The sequence below is a fragment of the Leifsonia sp. YAF41 genome, from assembly GCF_052113185.1.
Taxonomy (GTDB): domain Bacteria; phylum Actinomycetota; class Actinomycetes; order Actinomycetales; family Microbacteriaceae; genus Cryobacterium.
This window is the reverse complement of record NZ_JBFRCS010000008.1, coordinates 93,311-109,032: the sequence shown is the minus strand read 5'-3', so window position 1 is coordinate 109,032 and position 15,722 is coordinate 93,311. Positions and strand designations below refer to the sequence as shown.

Annotated in this window: 14 protein-coding genes and 1 riboswitch; of the genes, 11 read left to right on the top strand and 3 right to left on the bottom strand. The window is 66.3% G+C overall.

Translation table 11 applies throughout. The features are described 5' to 3' along the window. Positions 1-91: 91 nt before the first annotated feature. The 8 genes from AB4Y63_RS09775 (at position 92) to AB4Y63_RS09740 (ending at position 9,115) form a co-directional block, all read left to right on the top strand. Positions 92-3,109 (top strand): Na+/H+ antiporter subunit A, encoded by a 3,018-nt coding sequence (locus AB4Y63_RS09775; RefSeq protein ID WP_441790860.1) that lies wholly within the window; start codon positions 92-94, stop codon positions 3,107-3,109. After that, complete coding sequence (locus AB4Y63_RS09770; protein WP_441790859.1) at positions 3,106-3,597, top strand: sodium:proton antiporter; 492 nt, start codon at positions 3,106-3,108, stop codon at positions 3,595-3,597. Before AB4Y63_RS09775 ends, AB4Y63_RS09770 begins: the two co-directional genes overlap by 4 nt. Next, complete coding sequence (locus AB4Y63_RS09765; RefSeq protein WP_441790858.1) at positions 3,594-5,153, top strand: Na+/H+ antiporter subunit D; 1,560 nt, start codon at positions 3,594-3,596, stop codon at positions 5,151-5,153. Before AB4Y63_RS09770 ends, AB4Y63_RS09765 begins: the two co-directional genes overlap by 4 nt. After that, on the top strand, positions 5,150-5,746 hold the full coding sequence (locus AB4Y63_RS09760) for a Na+/H+ antiporter subunit E (protein ID WP_441790857.1): 597 nt from the start codon (positions 5,150-5,152) through the stop codon (positions 5,744-5,746). The genes AB4Y63_RS09765 and AB4Y63_RS09760 overlap by 4 nt, the downstream gene beginning before the upstream one ends. After that, on the top strand, positions 5,743-6,006 hold the full coding sequence (locus AB4Y63_RS09755) for a monovalent cation/H+ antiporter complex subunit F (protein ID WP_441790856.1): 264 nt from the start codon (positions 5,743-5,745) through the stop codon (positions 6,004-6,006). Before AB4Y63_RS09760 ends, AB4Y63_RS09755 begins: the two co-directional genes overlap by 4 nt. Beyond that, positions 6,003-6,344: a monovalent cation/H(+) antiporter subunit G gene (gene mnhG, locus AB4Y63_RS09750; protein ID WP_441790855.1), complete on the top strand. Its 342-nt coding sequence runs from the start codon at positions 6,003-6,005 to the stop codon at positions 6,342-6,344. The genes AB4Y63_RS09755 and mnhG overlap by 4 nt, the downstream gene beginning before the upstream one ends. 45 nt (positions 6,345-6,389) lie before the next feature. After that, a riboswitch (ZMP/ZTP riboswitch) is annotated at positions 6,390-6,478 on the top strand. A gap of 11 nt (positions 6,479-6,489) precedes the next feature. Beyond that, positions 6,490-7,791, top strand: coding sequence for a serine hydroxymethyltransferase (gene glyA / locus AB4Y63_RS09745; RefSeq protein WP_441790854.1), 1,302 nt, complete (start codon positions 6,490-6,492; stop codon positions 7,789-7,791). A gap of 439 nt (positions 7,792-8,230) precedes the next feature. Further along, a complete protein-coding gene (locus AB4Y63_RS09740) occupies positions 8,231-9,115 on the top strand; it encodes a bifunctional methylenetetrahydrofolate dehydrogenase/methenyltetrahydrofolate cyclohydrolase (RefSeq protein WP_441790853.1) in 885 nt (294 codons plus the stop codon). 120 nt (positions 9,116-9,235) lie between these two features. On the opposite strand, the gene AB4Y63_RS09735 is transcribed toward AB4Y63_RS09740, so the two are convergent. The 3 genes from AB4Y63_RS09735 to AB4Y63_RS09725 all read right to left on the bottom strand — a co-directional run bounded on the left by AB4Y63_RS09735 (position 9,236) and on the right by AB4Y63_RS09725 (position 12,240). Then, positions 9,236-9,574, bottom strand: coding sequence for a hypothetical protein (locus AB4Y63_RS09735; RefSeq protein ID WP_441790852.1), 339 nt, complete (start codon positions 9,572-9,574; stop codon positions 9,236-9,238). Positions 9,575-9,815: 241 nt separating this feature from the next. Then, entirely contained in the window at positions 9,816-10,502 is a 687-nt protein-coding gene (locus AB4Y63_RS09730) for a response regulator (protein WP_441790851.1), read from the bottom strand. After that, entirely contained in the window at positions 10,495-12,240 is a 1,746-nt protein-coding gene (locus AB4Y63_RS09725) for an ATP-binding protein (protein WP_441790850.1), read from the bottom strand. The genes AB4Y63_RS09730 and AB4Y63_RS09725 overlap by 8 nt, the downstream gene beginning before the upstream one ends. Before the next feature lie 299 nt (positions 12,241-12,539). Between AB4Y63_RS09725 and AB4Y63_RS09720 the strand changes: the two genes are divergently transcribed. Genes AB4Y63_RS09720 through AB4Y63_RS09710 form a run of 3 tightly spaced genes read left to right on the top strand, consistent with a single transcriptional unit; the run spans position 12,540 to position 15,687 of the window. Then, on the top strand, positions 12,540-13,547 hold the full coding sequence (locus AB4Y63_RS09720; RefSeq protein ID WP_441790849.1) for a Bug family tripartite tricarboxylate transporter substrate binding protein: 1,008 nt from the start codon (positions 12,540-12,542) through the stop codon (positions 13,545-13,547). Next, entirely contained in the window at positions 13,544-14,047 is a 504-nt protein-coding gene (locus AB4Y63_RS09715; RefSeq protein WP_441790848.1) for a tripartite tricarboxylate transporter TctB family protein, read from the top strand. Before AB4Y63_RS09720 ends, AB4Y63_RS09715 begins: the two co-directional genes overlap by 4 nt. Then, positions 14,047-15,687 carry a tripartite tricarboxylate transporter permease gene (locus AB4Y63_RS09710; RefSeq protein ID WP_441790847.1) on the top strand — a complete coding sequence of 547 codons (1,641 nt, stop codon included), beginning with the start codon at positions 14,047-14,049 and terminating at the stop codon, positions 15,685-15,687. Before AB4Y63_RS09715 ends, AB4Y63_RS09710 begins: the two co-directional genes overlap by 1 nt. Positions 15,688-15,722 lie beyond the last annotated feature (35 nt).

The following is a 15,722-nucleotide window of genomic DNA, read 5'->3' as shown; positions in this document are numbered from 1 at the left end:
CGCAGGTCTCGGCGGCGATCGGAGACTGCGGCTCCGCGGCCTGCCGGTAGACTGCTCCTGACACTCTGACTGCAGACAGCCGGGAGGCCGCATGGCGACATTCCTCCTCGCTTTCCTGCTCCTTTCGCTTCTCACGCCGCTTCTCACGCGGTGGATGGGCACTCGCGTCTTCTACCTAATCGCGCTGCTTCCGGCGGCCGCGTTCGTCTACACGCTCACCCAAACGGCCACCGTCACGGCCGGCGGGGCGGTGACTGAGAGCACGCCGTGGATCCCGCAGCTCGGCATTTCGCTGTCGTTCCGCGTTGACACGCTCGCCTGGCTACTCGCGCTCGTCGTCACCGGCGTCGGCGCGCTGGTGCTGATCTATTGCGCGCGCTACTTCTCGTCGAGCGAGCCGGGGCTCGGCCGCTTCGCCGCGTGCCTCCTCGCCTTCGCCGGCACTATGTACGGCCTCGTCACCGCCGACGACATCGTCGTGATGTTCATGCTCTGGGAAGTCACGAGCATCCTCTCCTATCTGCTGATCGGGCACTACACAACCAAGCGGGAGAGTCGCGGTGCGGCGCTGCAGGCGCTGCTCGTGACCACCTTCGGCGGTCTGGTCATGCTGATCGGTGTGGTGATGATCTCGTTCGAATCGCACACCACCTCGCTGGCGGCGATCGTGGCCCATCCGGCCGAGGGCGCCGTGGCGAACTGGGCGATTCTGCTCATTCTGGTCGGCGCTCTGTCGAAGTCGGCGCTGATCCCCTTCCACTTCTGGCTTCCCGCCGCGATGGCCGCCCCGACCCCGGTGAGCGCCTACCTGCACGCTGCCGCCATGGTCAAGGCCGGCATCTACCTGGTCGCCCGGTTCGCTCCCGGTTTCGCCGACACACCGGGCTGGATGCCCGTGCTGGTCACCCTCGGCATCTGGACCATGCTCGTCGGAGCCTGGCGGTCACTGCGGCAATACGACCTCAAGCTCGTTCTCGCCTACGGCACCGTCAGCCAGCTCGGCTTCATGATGATCGTCGTCGGTTTCGGCACGCGCGACGCGGCCCTGGCCGGCCTCGCCCTCTTGCTCGCCCATGCGCTCTATAAGGCAGCGCTCTTCTTGATCGTCGGAATCATCGACCACCGGGCCGGCACCCGGGACTGGCGGCACCTCTCCGGCATCGGCCGCCGCGAACCCGTGCTGGCGATCATCACCCTGATTGTCGTGGCGTCGATGGCCGGCATTCCGCCGCTCTTCGGCTTCGTCGCGAAAGAAGCAGTGTTCACCGCCTTCATCGAAGCCGGCCAGAGTGGCGACGGCTGGGGCTGGATCGCCCTCATCGGCACCGGCATCGGCTCGGCGCTCACCGTCGCCTACAGTGCCCGTTTCTTCTGGGGTGCCTTCGCCACCCGGGCCGGGCAGAAGGACACCGCGCTGCACGCCAGTCGCTGGGACATCCAACTTGCCCCTGGCCTGCTCGCCGCGGCAACCCTCGTGCTCGGCCCGCTCTCGGGCTGGCTCGACCAGTTTCTTGCGCCATACGCCGACACGATGCCGGGCGGCGGCGACTATCACCTCGCGCTCTGGCACGGTCTCGAACCGGCCCTCGGGGTCAGCGCACTCGTGCTGCTGGCCGGAGCCGTGCTGTTCTGGTTCAGAAAGCGGGTGTCGGTGCTGCAGGATGCGGTGCCGCCCTACGTCGACGCCGGTCACGGCTACGGCGTGCTGATGCGCGCCATCGACCGGACCGCGGCCCGGGTCACCCATTTCGTGCAGCGCGGCGGCCTGCCGCAGTACCTCTCGACGATCCTCGTGGTCTTCGTGCTCGGCCAAGGATTCGCCTCGCTGGTCAACCGCACTTGGCCTGATGCGATCGTGCTCTGGGATTACCCCGGCCAAGTGGTCATCGCCCTGATCATGGGGATCGCCGCGGTGATGGCGGCACGCGTCGGACAGCGGATGACCGCGGTGCTGCTCGCCGGCGTGACCGGTTACGGCCTCGTGGCCCTCTTCGCCCTGCATGGCGCCCCCGACCTCGCCCTCACCCAGGCGCTCGTCGAGACGATGACCCTCGTTGTGTTCGTGCTCGTGCTGCGCCGGCTTCCGCCGAAGATCGCCGAACACAACCGGCCGATGCACCGGGGGCGCCGCGCGTTGATCGGCACCCTGGTCGGCGTCGTGATGGGCACCATCGGCATGATCGCGCTCGGCGCCCGCCAGGCCCCGAGCATCTCGGCCGAGCTGCCCCGCCTCTCGGTCGAGCAGGGCCACGGCAACAACATCGTCAACGTGATGCTCGTCGACATCCGCGCCTGGGACACCATGGGGGAGATCTCGGTGCTCATCGTGGTAGCCACCGGTGTCGCCAGCCTGCTCTTCGTCTCGGGACGCACCGCCGACGTGCCCAGGGTGCAAGGCTCCCGTACCCTGCGCTCGCGGGTGAACCGCCGTCGCGTGGTGCCTGACCCGACCGCATCGAACGCAGGCAAAGATGTGACCCGTCAGTCCTGGCTCGTGGCTGGCGGCACCCTCGCGCCGGGCAATCGCTCGATCCTGATTGAGGTGCTCGTGCGGTTGCTGTTCCACCCCGCGATCATCGTGTCGATCTACCTGCTCTTCGCCGGTCACAACGCTCCCGGCGGCGGGTTCGCCGGCGGCCTGCTGGCCGGACTCGCCCTCGTGGCGCGGTACCTCGCCGGCGGCCGGTACGAGCTCGGTGARGCGGCCCCGATCGATCCCGGCAAGATCCTCGGCCTCGGCATCTTCCTCGCCGTCGGCATGGCGATCGCTTCGCTGTTCTTCGGCGGCGTGCCACTCGAATCCGCCTACTTCACCGCCGACGTTCCGGTGCTCGGACACCTCTCGTTCGGCACGTCGACGATCTTTGACATCGGCGTCTACCTCGTGGTCATCGGCCTGGTGCTCGACATCCTGCGCAGTCTCGGCAGCGAAATCGACCGACAGAGCGAGGTCGCTCAGGACAACGACGACGACGGAGGCACGGACGCCGGCAGCGCCGCAGCGTCAGAGGCGCGAGCGGATGCCGCTGGCGTCGAAAACGTGACGGCCACGCCTGGCGAGCACGCGGCATCCGGTGCCGGGCGCGAGACCTGGGAGGTGACCCGATGAGTGCATCGCTGACTCTCGTGATCGTGATGGCTGTGATGTATGCCGCCGGTGTCTACGTGATGCTCGAGCGCAGCCTGACCCGGGTGCTGATCGGATTCCTGCTGGTCGGCAATGCCACCAACCTGCTCATCTTCATCATGAGCGGACGCCCGGGCAGCTCGCCCATCGTCACGGGTACCGCCCTCGACGACGCCATGGCCGACCCGATGCCGCAGGTGCTGATCCTCACGGCGATCGTGATCAACTTCGGGATCACCGCGTTGCTGCTCGCCTTGATCTACCGCTCGTGGTGGCTGGCCCGCCTCGGCGACGAGGGGGACAACGTCACCGACGAGCACGCCGATGAGACGACCGAAACGACCGAAGAAGCACTGCGCTCCTCGGCCGACGATGAGGCCGCCATCCAGGCGGTGCTCGACGCGAGTGAGAGCGAGATCGAAACCCCCGAGTCCGCGGCGAACGCGCATGAGGCAGGGGAGTCCCGATGAACGTGAACGTGCTCGTTCCCCTGGTCGTCGCGATCCCGCTGATCGGCGCCGGCATCACGCTCGCACTCGGCCGTCAACGCCGCCAGCAGATCGCGGTCAGCATGATCGCGCTGACCAGTGTCGCGGTGATCAGCGCCATCCTGCTCGTGCTCGTCGACCGGGACGGCACCGCCGTCGTGCAGGTCGGCGGGTGGGCGCCGCCGTGGGGGATCGTGCTCGTTGTCGACCGGCTCTCGGCGATCATGCTGCTGATCTCGGCACTGATGCTGCTCGGCGTGCTGATCTTCGCCGTTGGCCAGGGCATCATCGACGGCGACCGGGAGACCCCTGTCTCGATCTTCCACCCCACCTACTTGGTGCTGGCGGCCGGCCTGTTCGACGCGTTCGTGGCCGGCGACCTGTTCAACATGTATGTCGGGTTCGAGATGCTGCTCTCGGCCAGCTACGTGCTGCTGACGCTCGGCGGCACGGGTGCGCGCATCCGTGTGGGCATCACCTACATCGTGGTGAGCCTGGTCTCGTCGCTGCTGTTCCTCGCCGCGATCGCCCTGCTCTACGGCGCGACCGGCACCGTCACGATCGCGCTGCTGGCCGAGCGGATCCCCGCCCTCCCCGCCGATGTGCAACTCATCCTCAACGTGATGCTCCTGCTCGCGTTCTGCGTCAAGGCCGCGGTGTTCCCGCTCTCGTTCTGGCTGCCTGACTCCTATCCGACGGCGCCGGCCCCGGTCACCGCGGTGTTCGCCGGTTTGCTGACCAAGGTCGGCATCTACGCGATCATCCGCACCCAGACGCTACTCTTCCCCGACAGCGCACTGACCGTTCCGCTGATGGTCGCTGCCTTCCTGACGATGCTGGTCGGCATTCTCGGCGCGCTCGCCCAAGCCGATATCAAGCGGCTGCTCTCGTTCACCCTGGTCAGCCATATCGGTTACATGATCTTCGGTATCGCCCTCGGCACGCAGCTCGGCATGGCCGCCACGATCTACTACGTGGTGCACCACATCACGGTGCAGACCAGCCTGTTCTTGGTGGCCGGCTTGGTCGAACGGGTTGGCGGCACGACGTCGCTGTCACGCCTGGGCGGGATGCTGAAAGCCGCACCCTTCGTGGCCATCCTCTTCTTCATCGGGGCGATGAACCTCGGCGGAATCCCGCCGTTCTCCGGGTTCCTCGGCAAGTTCGCCCTGTTCCAGGCGGGCGTCGAGGCCGGCGGCTGGCTCAACTACCTGCTCATCGCCGCCGGCGCGGCAACCAGCCTGCTCACCCTCTATGCCCTCGCCCGGGCCTGGAACATGGCGTTCTGGCGGTCGAGCGCCGAAGCCGAGGTACGCTCCTCACCCGACTCGATGCGGGAAGACCCACACGATGAGGGCACCGTGCTGACCAAGACGGTGTCGCCGCTGATGACCGGCGCGACAACCGCGATGCTCGCACTGACCATCGCGCTGACGATCTTCGCCGGCCCCCTGTTCGACCTGGCCTCCCGCGCGGCCGTCGACATCGAGCATCCGGCCACCTACATCGACGCCGTGTTCCCGGATGGTGCGCCATGACGACTCGCAAGGATCGCCTCACCGGCGCCCTGAACCAGCTGCCGCTCTTCGCCGGACTGGTGCTGCTCTGGATGCTGCTCTGGGGCAACTTCTCCTGGCTCAACCTGCTCACCGGCGCGGTCTTCGCCGCGCTCGTCTCTGCCACGTTCTACCTGCCGGCCGTGCAGCAGAGCGGTCGGTTGAATCCCTGGCGCCTGCTGATCTACTTCGGTCGATTGCTGTTCGACATCGTGCGGGCCTCGATCGAGGTCGCCGCGCTCGCGCTGTCGCCGCGCTACCGGGCCAGCAACGCGATTCTCGCGATCGAACTGAGCACCCGCAGCGACCTCATCCTGACCTGGACCGCGGTGTCGACATCAATCGTTCCCGGCTCCATCGTGATCGACATCGACCGGGTCAGTTCCACGCTCTACCTGCACGTTCTGAACATGCACGACGCCGTCGAGACCGAGAAGTTTCGCCGTTCTGTGCTCGCGACCGAGCGGCGTATCGTGCTGGCCATCGGCTCGCGCGAAGACGTGAAACGGTTGCGCCAAGCGCCGCAGCACGGCGCGACCTGGAATCCCGGAGAACCACGAGGAGGATCCTCATGACCATCGTTGCCATCATCGTCGGGGTATTGCTCGGTGCTTCCGGGCTCTGCTCGGTCTACCGCATCGTGCGCGGGCCGTCGGTGCTCGACCGCGTGATCGCCGCCGACGTTCTCGTCGCCACGATCATGTGCGCGCTCGGTGCCGACATGGCGTTCAACAACCACACCGACACACTGCCGGTGCTGCTCGTTCTCGCCCTCTTCGGCGTGCTCGGGTCGATCTCGGTCGCCCGGTTCCTCCCGCGGCAGGACAGCGCATGAACGCCGAAACGATCCGCGACGTGGCCACCGCCATCCTGGTGCTGGTCGGCGCCCTGATGTGCTTCGCCGCCGGGATCGGCCTACTCCGGTTTCCCGACGTGCTCAGCCGGTTGCACGCGGCCACCAAGCCGCAGATCTTCGGTTTGATGGCGATCACGGCGGATGTCGCGATCAACAATTTCTCGGTCGGCACCGTCACTCTCGTGGTCGCCATTGTCGGATTCCAGGCGTTGACCGCGCCGATGTCGGCCCATCTGGTCGCCCGCGCGGCCTACGACACGCAGCACTTGCGCACCGATCTGCTCATCGTCGATGAGATGGGTCCGCGGCGCAGCTGAGGGCCGATGCTCTGCTGAACGAGGTCCCCGCCGTGGCTGATAGGCTGAGCGCGTCGCAACTGGCGTAGCACGAAGATGGGTCACCATCGGGGAGCGACTGACACGGTTAGTGGCCGCGCGCCTGGGCCACGACATCCATTTTCGAATGTCTAAGGAGACCTCCGTGTCCACGCAACCAATCAACACCTTCAACGAGCCCCTCGAGGTCGTCGACCCCGAGATTGCCGCGGTTCTCGAGCAGGAGCTCGGCCGTCAGCGCGACTACCTCGAGATGATCGCGAGCGAGAACTTCGTGCCGCGCGCCGTGCTGCAGTCGCAGGGCTCCGTGCTCACGAACAAGTATGCAGAGGGCTACCCCGGACGCCGCTACTACGGCGGCTGCGAGTACGTCGACGTGGCGGAGCAGCTCGCCATCGACCGTGCCAAGGCACTGTTCGGAGCCGAGTACGCCAACGTTCAGCCGCACTCCGGTGCCACCGCCAACGCCGCAGTGCTGTCTGCGATCGCGACGCCGGGCGACACCATCCTGGGCCTTGAACTCGCCCACGGCGGTCACCTCACCCACGGCATGAAGCTCAACTTCTCGGGCAAGCTCTACAACCCGGTCGCCTACGGCGTCGACCCCGAGACCTTCCGCGTCGACATGGATGTCGTGCGCGATAAGGCCCTCGAGCACAAGCCGCAGGTCATCATCGCCGGTTGGTCGGCCTACCCGCGTCACCTCGACTTCGCCGCGTTCCGCGCGATCGCCGACGAGGTCGGCGCCAAGCTCTGGGTGGACATGGCTCACTTCGCCGGTCTCGTCGCCGCCGGCCTGCACCCGTCGCCGGTTCCCTACGCGGATGTCGTGTCGAGCACCGTGCACAAGACCCTCGCCGGTCCCCGCTCTGGCTTCATCCTCTCCCGCGACATGGAGCTGGCCAAGAAGCTCAACTCCAACGTCTTCCCCGGCCAGCAGGGCGGACCGCTCATGCACGTCATCGCCGCCAAGGCGACGGCGTTCAAGCTTGCCGGCACCGCTGAATTCAAGGACCGCCAGGAGCGCACGCTGCGCGGCGCCAGCATCCTGGCCGACCGCCTGACCGCCGACGACTCGAAGGCCGGCGGCGTCGACGTGCTCACCGGTGGCACCGATGTGCACCTCGTTCTCGCCGACCTGCGCAACTCGCCGATCAACGGCCAGCAGGCCGAAGACGCACTGCACGCGGTCGGCATCACGGTCAACCGCAACTCGGTTCCGTTCGACCCGCGCCCGCCGATGGTCACCTCCGGCCTCCGCATCGGCACCCCGGCCCTCGCCACCCGTGGCTTCGGCGACGTCGAGTTCACCGAGGTCTCCGACGTCATCGCCGAGGCGCTCAAGCCCGAGGCCGACATCCAGGGCCTGCGTGCGCGCGTCAAGGTTCTGACCGACGCGTTCCCGCTCTACAACGGTCTGCACCAGTAGTAGTCGGGGCCGGCCGGGGTAATTCGGCCGGCCCTTCTTCGCTCGGCCCTTCTTCGGTCGGCCCTTCTTCGGTCGGGACTCGTGAGTTTGACCCTCTCTCTACTCTCCACACAGCCACTTTCGTTGGTTCCGTTCCCCATTCGACGGAGATTTTTCGGATTTCGGGCATTTGGGCCTTCGAAACCGGCGAATCGCCCAGAATCTCCGTCGAATGGGTGGAACCGCGGGCCAGGCAAGTCGGGGGCAGGCTGCACCTCAGTCCGGGCATCGGTTCAGAACTGCGGAGATTCTGCTCACCGTGGTAAACCGGAGCAGGCGAGCAGGGGCGGAAGTCACGACGAATCACAGAATTTCCGCAGTTCGGCACAGGATGCTCGGACTCGGGCCCCGCACGTGACGCGCAGCGAGCGCACAGCGGGCAACTAGAACGGAACATGCAATGACGGCAATCATCCTCGACGGCGTCGCCACCGCGACCGCGGTCAAAGCCGAGCTGGCCGCGCGCATCACCGCGCTCAAGGCCCACGGCATCATCCCCGGACTCGGAACCTTGCTCGTCGGCGACGACCCGGGCTCCCGCTCCTACGTTGCGGGCAAGCACCGCGACTGCGCCGAGGTCGGCATCGAGTCGATCCGCGTCGACCTGCCCGCCACGGCGACCGACGCCGATGTGCGTGCGGCGATCGACGAGCTGAACGCGAACCCGGCCGTCACCGGCTACATCGTTCAGCTGCCGCTGCCGAAGGGCCTCGACGAGCACGCCGCGCTCGAGGCGATCGACCCGGCGAAGGATGCCGACGGTCTGCACCCGACGAACCTCGGCCGGTTGGTGCTCGGCATCGAAGGCGAACTGCACTCCCCACTGCCCTGCACCCCGGCCGGCATCGTCGAAATGCTGCAGCGCTACAACGTGCCGATCAGCGGCAAGCACGTCACCGTCGTCGGCCGTGGCCTGACCGTCGGGCGCCCGCTCGGCCTGCTGTTCACCCGCAAGGGCCTCGACGCCACGGTCACCCTGACGCACTCCCGCACGGTCGACCTGGCCGCCGAGGTACGCCGCGCCGACATCGTCGTGGCCGCGGTCGGGGTCGCCCACCTGATCAAGCCCGAGTGGATCAAGCCCGGCGCCGCCGTGCTCGACGTCGGAATCACGCGCGTGCAAGACGAAGAGACCGGCAAGGGAAAGCTGACCGGCGATGTGGACCCGGCTGTCGCATTAGTTGCCGGCTACCTCTCACCGAACCCGGGTGGAGTCGGCCCGATGACGCGGGCGATGCTGCTGAGCAATGTGGTCGATGCGGCAGAACGCGCCCTGACGCGCTAACCCCACCCGCGGAAACCCGCCTGCTGAGAGCGCGCGAGTTGTCACAGCCGGCCCCTTGAACGTGCCGAACGGGTCAACTGTGACAACTCGGGAGGGGAATCCGAGCGAACGCGGATGCCGTCAGCTCACGTGTCGGAGTTGGCCGCGGGCCCACAGCGGAAGAACACGCTCAAGCCGCTCATCGAGAAGTGGCTCGTCGTCGATCGGTTCCGGAGCGGCGTGGAAGACGGGTGGTGCGAACTTCTCGAGGGCGGAGTCCATGGAGCTGACGACGAAGATCTGCATCGGATCCCCGAACTCCAGCACCTCGAATGTGCCGTTGACGCTCTCTATGAAGCCGATGAGAGAGAAGCGGCTGTCCCACGGGACACGGCTATCGCTGACTCGCCATTCGGTTTCTGAGAGGGGAGTGAGCAACACATCGCTGGGGTGACGAAATGTCGTGTTACCAGCACTCATATCGATTCCTCTGCCTTCGTCGGGATCCACGCGGATCAATTCCTCAGATGTGGTCCTGACCGCGCAGGGTCAGGACCACTGGAATCATCCTGGCTCCGCTACTGCACGACTTCCAGAGCCGAAAGTCCCGACGGCGGGCAACTTCCGTGAGGTGCCACCTTGGCTTGTCACAGAGCCCGCACACCAGCAGACGATAGCTCCTCACGGCAGAAGCTGGCCCCTCAGGGCAGGGTCAGGCGGGTCAGGCGGGCGTGACCGCGCGGGAGGCATAGCGACGTTGCGGCCGGCCGGTCTGGCCGTAGCGCAGAGTGACGGATGCCTGACCGGTGTGCACGAAATGCTCCAGGTACTTGCGGGCGACGACCCGGGAAAGGCCGAGCGTCTCCGCGCACTCCGACGCTGCGACATCCGGTGCACTCTCACGGAGTGCGCGCGCAACCAACAACGATGTCTCCTTGCTCAGGCCCTTGGGGAGAGCGGGCGGGGCCGACGCCGCCCCCGACGCTCCGATGGCCAGGTCGAGGTCGCTCTGGCTGAGGTCGCCAGGGCGCCCGAGCACACGCCGGCGCTCGGCGTAACCGGCCAATCGCGTCTGAAGCTCCTGCATCTTGAACGGCTTGAGCAGGTAGCTCACGATCCCGCCCTGCAGCGCCACGCTGATGGTCTCGGCCTCTCGAGCGGCGCTCAGCACGATGAAATCGAGATCATGCCCGCCCGATCTGGCGCGACGGATGACGTCGAGTCCGGTCATGTCCGGCAGATAGATGTCCAGGAGCACGAGGCGGGGGCGCAGCTCACTGATGAGAGCAAGCGCCTCGGCACCGGTGTGGGCCACCCCGACGACCCGGAATCCGGCCATCTGATCGACGACGCGTTCGTGAGCCCTGGCAACCATGAAGTCGTCGTCGACGACGAGTACATCACACATGGGCGGTCTCTCTCGGAGCGCACGGCGCGGCGTGCGCGCGGGGTGACAACGGGAAGGCCGGCCCCGGCCGCACCGGCAGCGCAGCGGAGGCCAACATCGCCGGCAGCAGCGCTTCGAACACCGTGCTGTTGTGGTGCCGGTAGTCGACGGTTCCGCCGCGCCGAGTCGCGACGAGTCGCACAATGGCGAGTCCGTAGCCGTGGTGGACGCCGTCATGCGGAGCTTCGTCTTTGGCCGTTCCGTCGGAGCCCAATCCTCGGCGGGCCGACGGCTTGGAGGACACCCCCGCTTCAAACACATGGCCGAGTAGTGCGGCCTCGATTCCGGGCCCGCTGTCGGAGACTGTCACCCGAACCGCGGTCACAGTCGGGGCATCCGCGCGTCCGCCACCTATCGTTTTGTCGCTGAGCGGGTTGCGGCCAACCGGTTCACCGATGATCGCTCGGATGTCCAGCGTGACCACGCGGGTCGCCGCGCCGGTCACCGCATCGAGCGCGTTGTCAACGAGATTGCCGATCACCGTGACAAGGTCCGCGCCGAGCAGGGCATCAACGCGAGGTAACGCAGAGTCCTGACTCAATGAAAGCTCGGCCCCCCGCTCCCGAGCGAGGGATGCCTTCGCAATCACGAGCGCAGCGACCGACGGCTCCTGGAGCCGCGCCAGAACGTCGCGATCAAGCTCGGAACGATCGCGAGTCACCGCGTCAATATAGTCGACGGCCGCGTCGGCATCGCCGAGCTGGATCAGCATCGAGATCGTATGCAGACGGTTGGCGAACTCGTGGGTCTGGGCGCGGAGGGTGTCGGTGGCTTGCTGACTACTGCCCAGATCGCGCTGGAGGGTGACCAGCTCGGTGCGGTCGCGCAGAGTCGTGACGACTTCTGGGATTGAGTTGGGTGGCCGAATCGTTGTCTGGTTCAGCACCAGCAGTACTCCATTGTTGACCAGGGGGCTGTCGCTGGCCAGAGTTCGATGAGAACGCAAGGCGAGTACTGCCTCCGCGTCGAGTCCGACGTCGCCGATCGAACGGCCCTCTGCGTCGTCGGGGAGGCTCAGCAAGGTGTGAGCACTGTCGTTGGCGAGAGTGATGACGCCGTCGGCATCGACGGCGATCACCCCTTCACGGATGCCGTGAAGCATCGCGTCTCGATGCTCGGCAAGGCGCGCAATTTGTTCTGGCTCGAGGCCGAGTGTCTGACGCTTCACCCTGGCGGCCAGCCACCAGGAGCCTGCGGTGCCGAGTATTCCCGCGACGCCCAGGTAGGTGAGCAGATTCGGTGCGGCGGCGGCGAGCAAGCCGGACAGCGGAGGCATTCGGCGCCCGGCGATGATCATTCCTACAAGGCGACCCGCGTTGTCGAGAACGGGAACCCGAGCAACGACATGGTCGATTTCGCCGATCGGAGCCACGCCGGCCCAGGCGCCGTCAGAATTGGGGCTGTCGGAGGGGTGCTCGGTCCTACCCAGTAGGCGCGGGTCGGCGGGTGAGGCGAGCACCCGACCGGCGGCATCCGTTACCAGCAGCTCATCGACTCCGGTCGTGGTGCGCAACGACTCGACCGGGCCGGCCAATCGCTGGGTGCGTGGCACCGCGAGTCCGGTAGTAGCGGAGAGGATGCTGCGCAGGAGGGGGTTGGCGGCTGAGTATTCGGCGACCGCGAGCATCCGTCGTTGCTGCACAGAGTTGAAATTCGTGGTGGTCTGCTCGAGGGAGATAGCGGTGACTGCGACGAGCACGATCGCCAGGAGACTGAGCTGAAAGACAAGGAGTTGGCGGGTGAGGCTGAGCCTGGTCCGAACGCGGCCCGATGATGGTGAGGGAGACGGCGACGGCGGGCGAAGCAGTTGCGAATGCACATGCCCTCCAGGTTGGTCGTCGTTGGCCCCCTGAAATAGTCCCTCACAATGGGGTAGAAGCAAAACCGGTCACAAGCTACACAACGTTCGCTATGACCATAAGTTGTGCCTCTGGGTGAGCCCCTGCGCACCATTACCTGGGTCGGCAACGAGGCAGACCATGAAATCAGAGGATCACAATGAGAAAACCTGCAACGGCGCGGCGCCTCATCGGCACGACAATCCTGGCTTCGGGCTTGGTGCTCGCCCTGAGCGCATGCGGTGTCACCAGTGCTGCGGCACCTGTCGCCGAGAGCGGCCCGATCAAGAACCTTCAGGTCATGGTTCCCAACGCTCCCGGCAGCGGCTATGACGTCACCGGCCGAGCCGCGGTGCGGGTGATGGACGAAATTGGAATCACCTCCGGTACAGAGGTCACCAACCTCGCAGGGGCCGGCGGCACAGTCGGACTTGCCCGTACACTGACCGAAAAGGGCAACGCAAACTTTCTGCTCGTGATGGGACTCGGTGTCGTCGGCGCCGCGTACACCAACGAAGGCGACGCCACGATTGCTGCTGCAACGCCCATCGCCCGCCTCATCGAAGAGGCGGGCGCCATTTTCGTGCCGGCAAACTCTCCGTACAAAACCCTCGACGACCTGATCGTCGCCTGGAAAGCCGACCCTGCCGCGTTCCCTGTCGGCGGAGGGTCATCACCCGGCGGTCCGGACCACCTGTTGCCGATGCAACTGGCGGATGCCGTCGGCATTGACGCGTCCAAGGTCAACTATGTCGCGTATGACGGCGGCGGCGAACTGTTGCCGGCCGTACTCGGCGGCAAGCTCCAGTTCGCGGCATCCGGCTACGGCGAGTTCCTCGAACAGGTCAAGTCTGGCGATCTGCGCGTCCTCGCTGTGACCAGTGAAGAGCGCGTTCCGGTGATCGATGCCCCGACGCTGACCGAGGAGGGTGTCGACCTCGTCTTCACCAACTGGCGCGGGCTTCTCGCTGCGCCGGGTCTCAGCAAGACCGAGCAGGCCAGGCTCGTCACGGCAGTCACCGAGATGCACGACAGCAAGGAGTGGGCGAAGGTTCTGAAGGACAATGGCTGGACCGACGCCTTCCTCACCGGCGATGCGTTCGAATCCTTCCTCACGGAGCAGGACTCGCGGGTCTCGACAGTTCTGACAAATCTGGGATTGGTGTGACTTCTCTTCGCACCCTGATGCGCGGCCGCTCCGAGCTCGGCGTCGCCGCCGGGCTCGGGGTGACCGCACTCGTCGTCGCAGTCGATGCTGCGAACATCCGTCACACCGCCATCAGCTCAGGGGCGATGGGCCCGCAGGTCGTGCCGGCCATCATCGCCCTCGGGTTGGCGCTGAGCGCGATCGCGCTCACCGTCACGGTGCTGCGTGGCGGGCACGGTGAGCAGGAAGACGGTGAGGACATCGACCTGTCGCAGGGCGCACACTGGCCGACTCTGCTCGGACTCGGCGGGCTCATCCTGCTCACGGCGCTGCTGATGAACATCCTCGGCTTCGTCATTTCGAGCGCTCTGCTCTTCGTCGGGGCATCGATCCTGCTCGGGTCGCGCCGTTACGTTCTGAGCCTGCTCATCGGCGCCGCGCTTGCCGCGGCGACCTTCTACGGTTTTGTGCTCGGCCTCGGCATTCCCTTGCCGGCCGGACTGCTGACAGGAATTCTCTAATGGACAATCTCGCCCTGCTGATGCAGGGATTCACCAACGCGCTCACGCTCGACAACCTGCTGTTCGCACTGATCGGTGTGCTGCTCGGCACCGCGGTCGGTGTGCTGCCCGGCATCGGGCCGGCAATGACCGTTGCGCTGCTCCTGCCGCTCACCTACGCGCTCGACGTGACCGGCTCGCTCATCATGTTCGCCGGGATCTACTACGGCGGCATGTACGGCGGGTCGACGACGTCGATCCTGCTCAATACGCCCGGGGAGTCGTCCTCGGTCGTCACCGCTCTCGAGGGCAACAAAATGGCGAAGGCCGGTCGAGGGGCCCAGGCGCTTGCGACCGCCGCGATCGGCTCCTTTGTGGCAGGCACGATCGCCACCGCTGCGCTCGTGTTCGTTGCGCCGTTCATCGTCTCGATCGCGATCAGCCTCGGCGCTCCCTCCTATTTCGCCATGATGGTGTTCGCGTTCATCGCGGTCAGCACCGTGCTCGGTTCCTCCCGCATTCGCGGCATCGCCTCCCTGTTCATCGGGCTGACGATCGGCCTGGTCGGCATGGATGGAACGAGCGGGCAACCGAGAATGACGTTTGGTCAGCCTCTGTTGGCCGGCGGGATCGACGTCGTTGTCATCGCCGTCGCCCTGTTCGCCGTGGGGGAGGCGCTCTGGATCGCCGCTCATCTGCGTCAGGGCAAGCCGGCGACGATTCCGGTCGGTGTTCCCTGGATGGGCAAGGATGACTGGAAGCGAAGCTGGAAACCGTGGTTGCGCGGCACAGTGATCGGATTCCCATTCGGTGCGATTCCGGCGGGAGGAGCAGAGATTCCCACCTTCCTGTCGTACGCCGCCGAGAAGAAGCTGTCGAAGCATCCTGAAGAGTTCGGGCACGGCGCCATCGAGGGCGTGGCCGGGCCGGAGGCCGCGAACAACGCCTCGGCGGCGGGAACGCTCGTGCCGCTGTTGACGTTGGGTCTGCCCACGACGGCAACGGCTGCAGTGATGATCGCCGCGTTCAACCAGTACGGGATTCACCCGGGACCGCTTCTCTTCACGACCGAGCCGGTTCTCGTGTGGACGCTGATCGCGAGCCTGTTCATCGGCAACACCCTGTTGCTCGTTCTGAACCTGCCGCTCGCACCGTTCTGGGCCAAGTTGCTACGCATCCCGCGGCCGTACCTCTACGCGGGCATTCTGTTCTTTGCCACGCTCGGCGCGTACGCGTCAGGGCTGCAGGCAATGAACATTGTGATTCTGCTGCTCGTCGGATCCCTCGGCTATATCGCACGACGCTATGGGTTCCCCGTGCTTCCGATCATCGTCGGCGCCATCCTCGGCCCGGAGATGGAGCGCCAGTTGCGCCGGGCGTTGCAGATCAGCTCCGGTGACCCCACAGCGTTGGTCAGCGAACCCCTCGCGGTCGTGCTCTATTCGGTCATTGCGGTGTTCCTTTTCGTGCCGCCGCTCGTGCGGATGCTCCGAAACAAGCTGGGCGATCGCCTGAACGGTGTGGGGCCAGCTGCCGGGCCTCCCGTCGGGACCCTGACCGGGCCATCAACGGGGCCTTCCACCGGGACGTCCACTGTGGGCGATTCAGCGGATGGCGCTGCGGCGGCCCCCGCAGATCGGCCGGACTCACTCGTTCACTGACGCCGTCGGTTCCGGCCTCCATCCTGCGCCGAGTT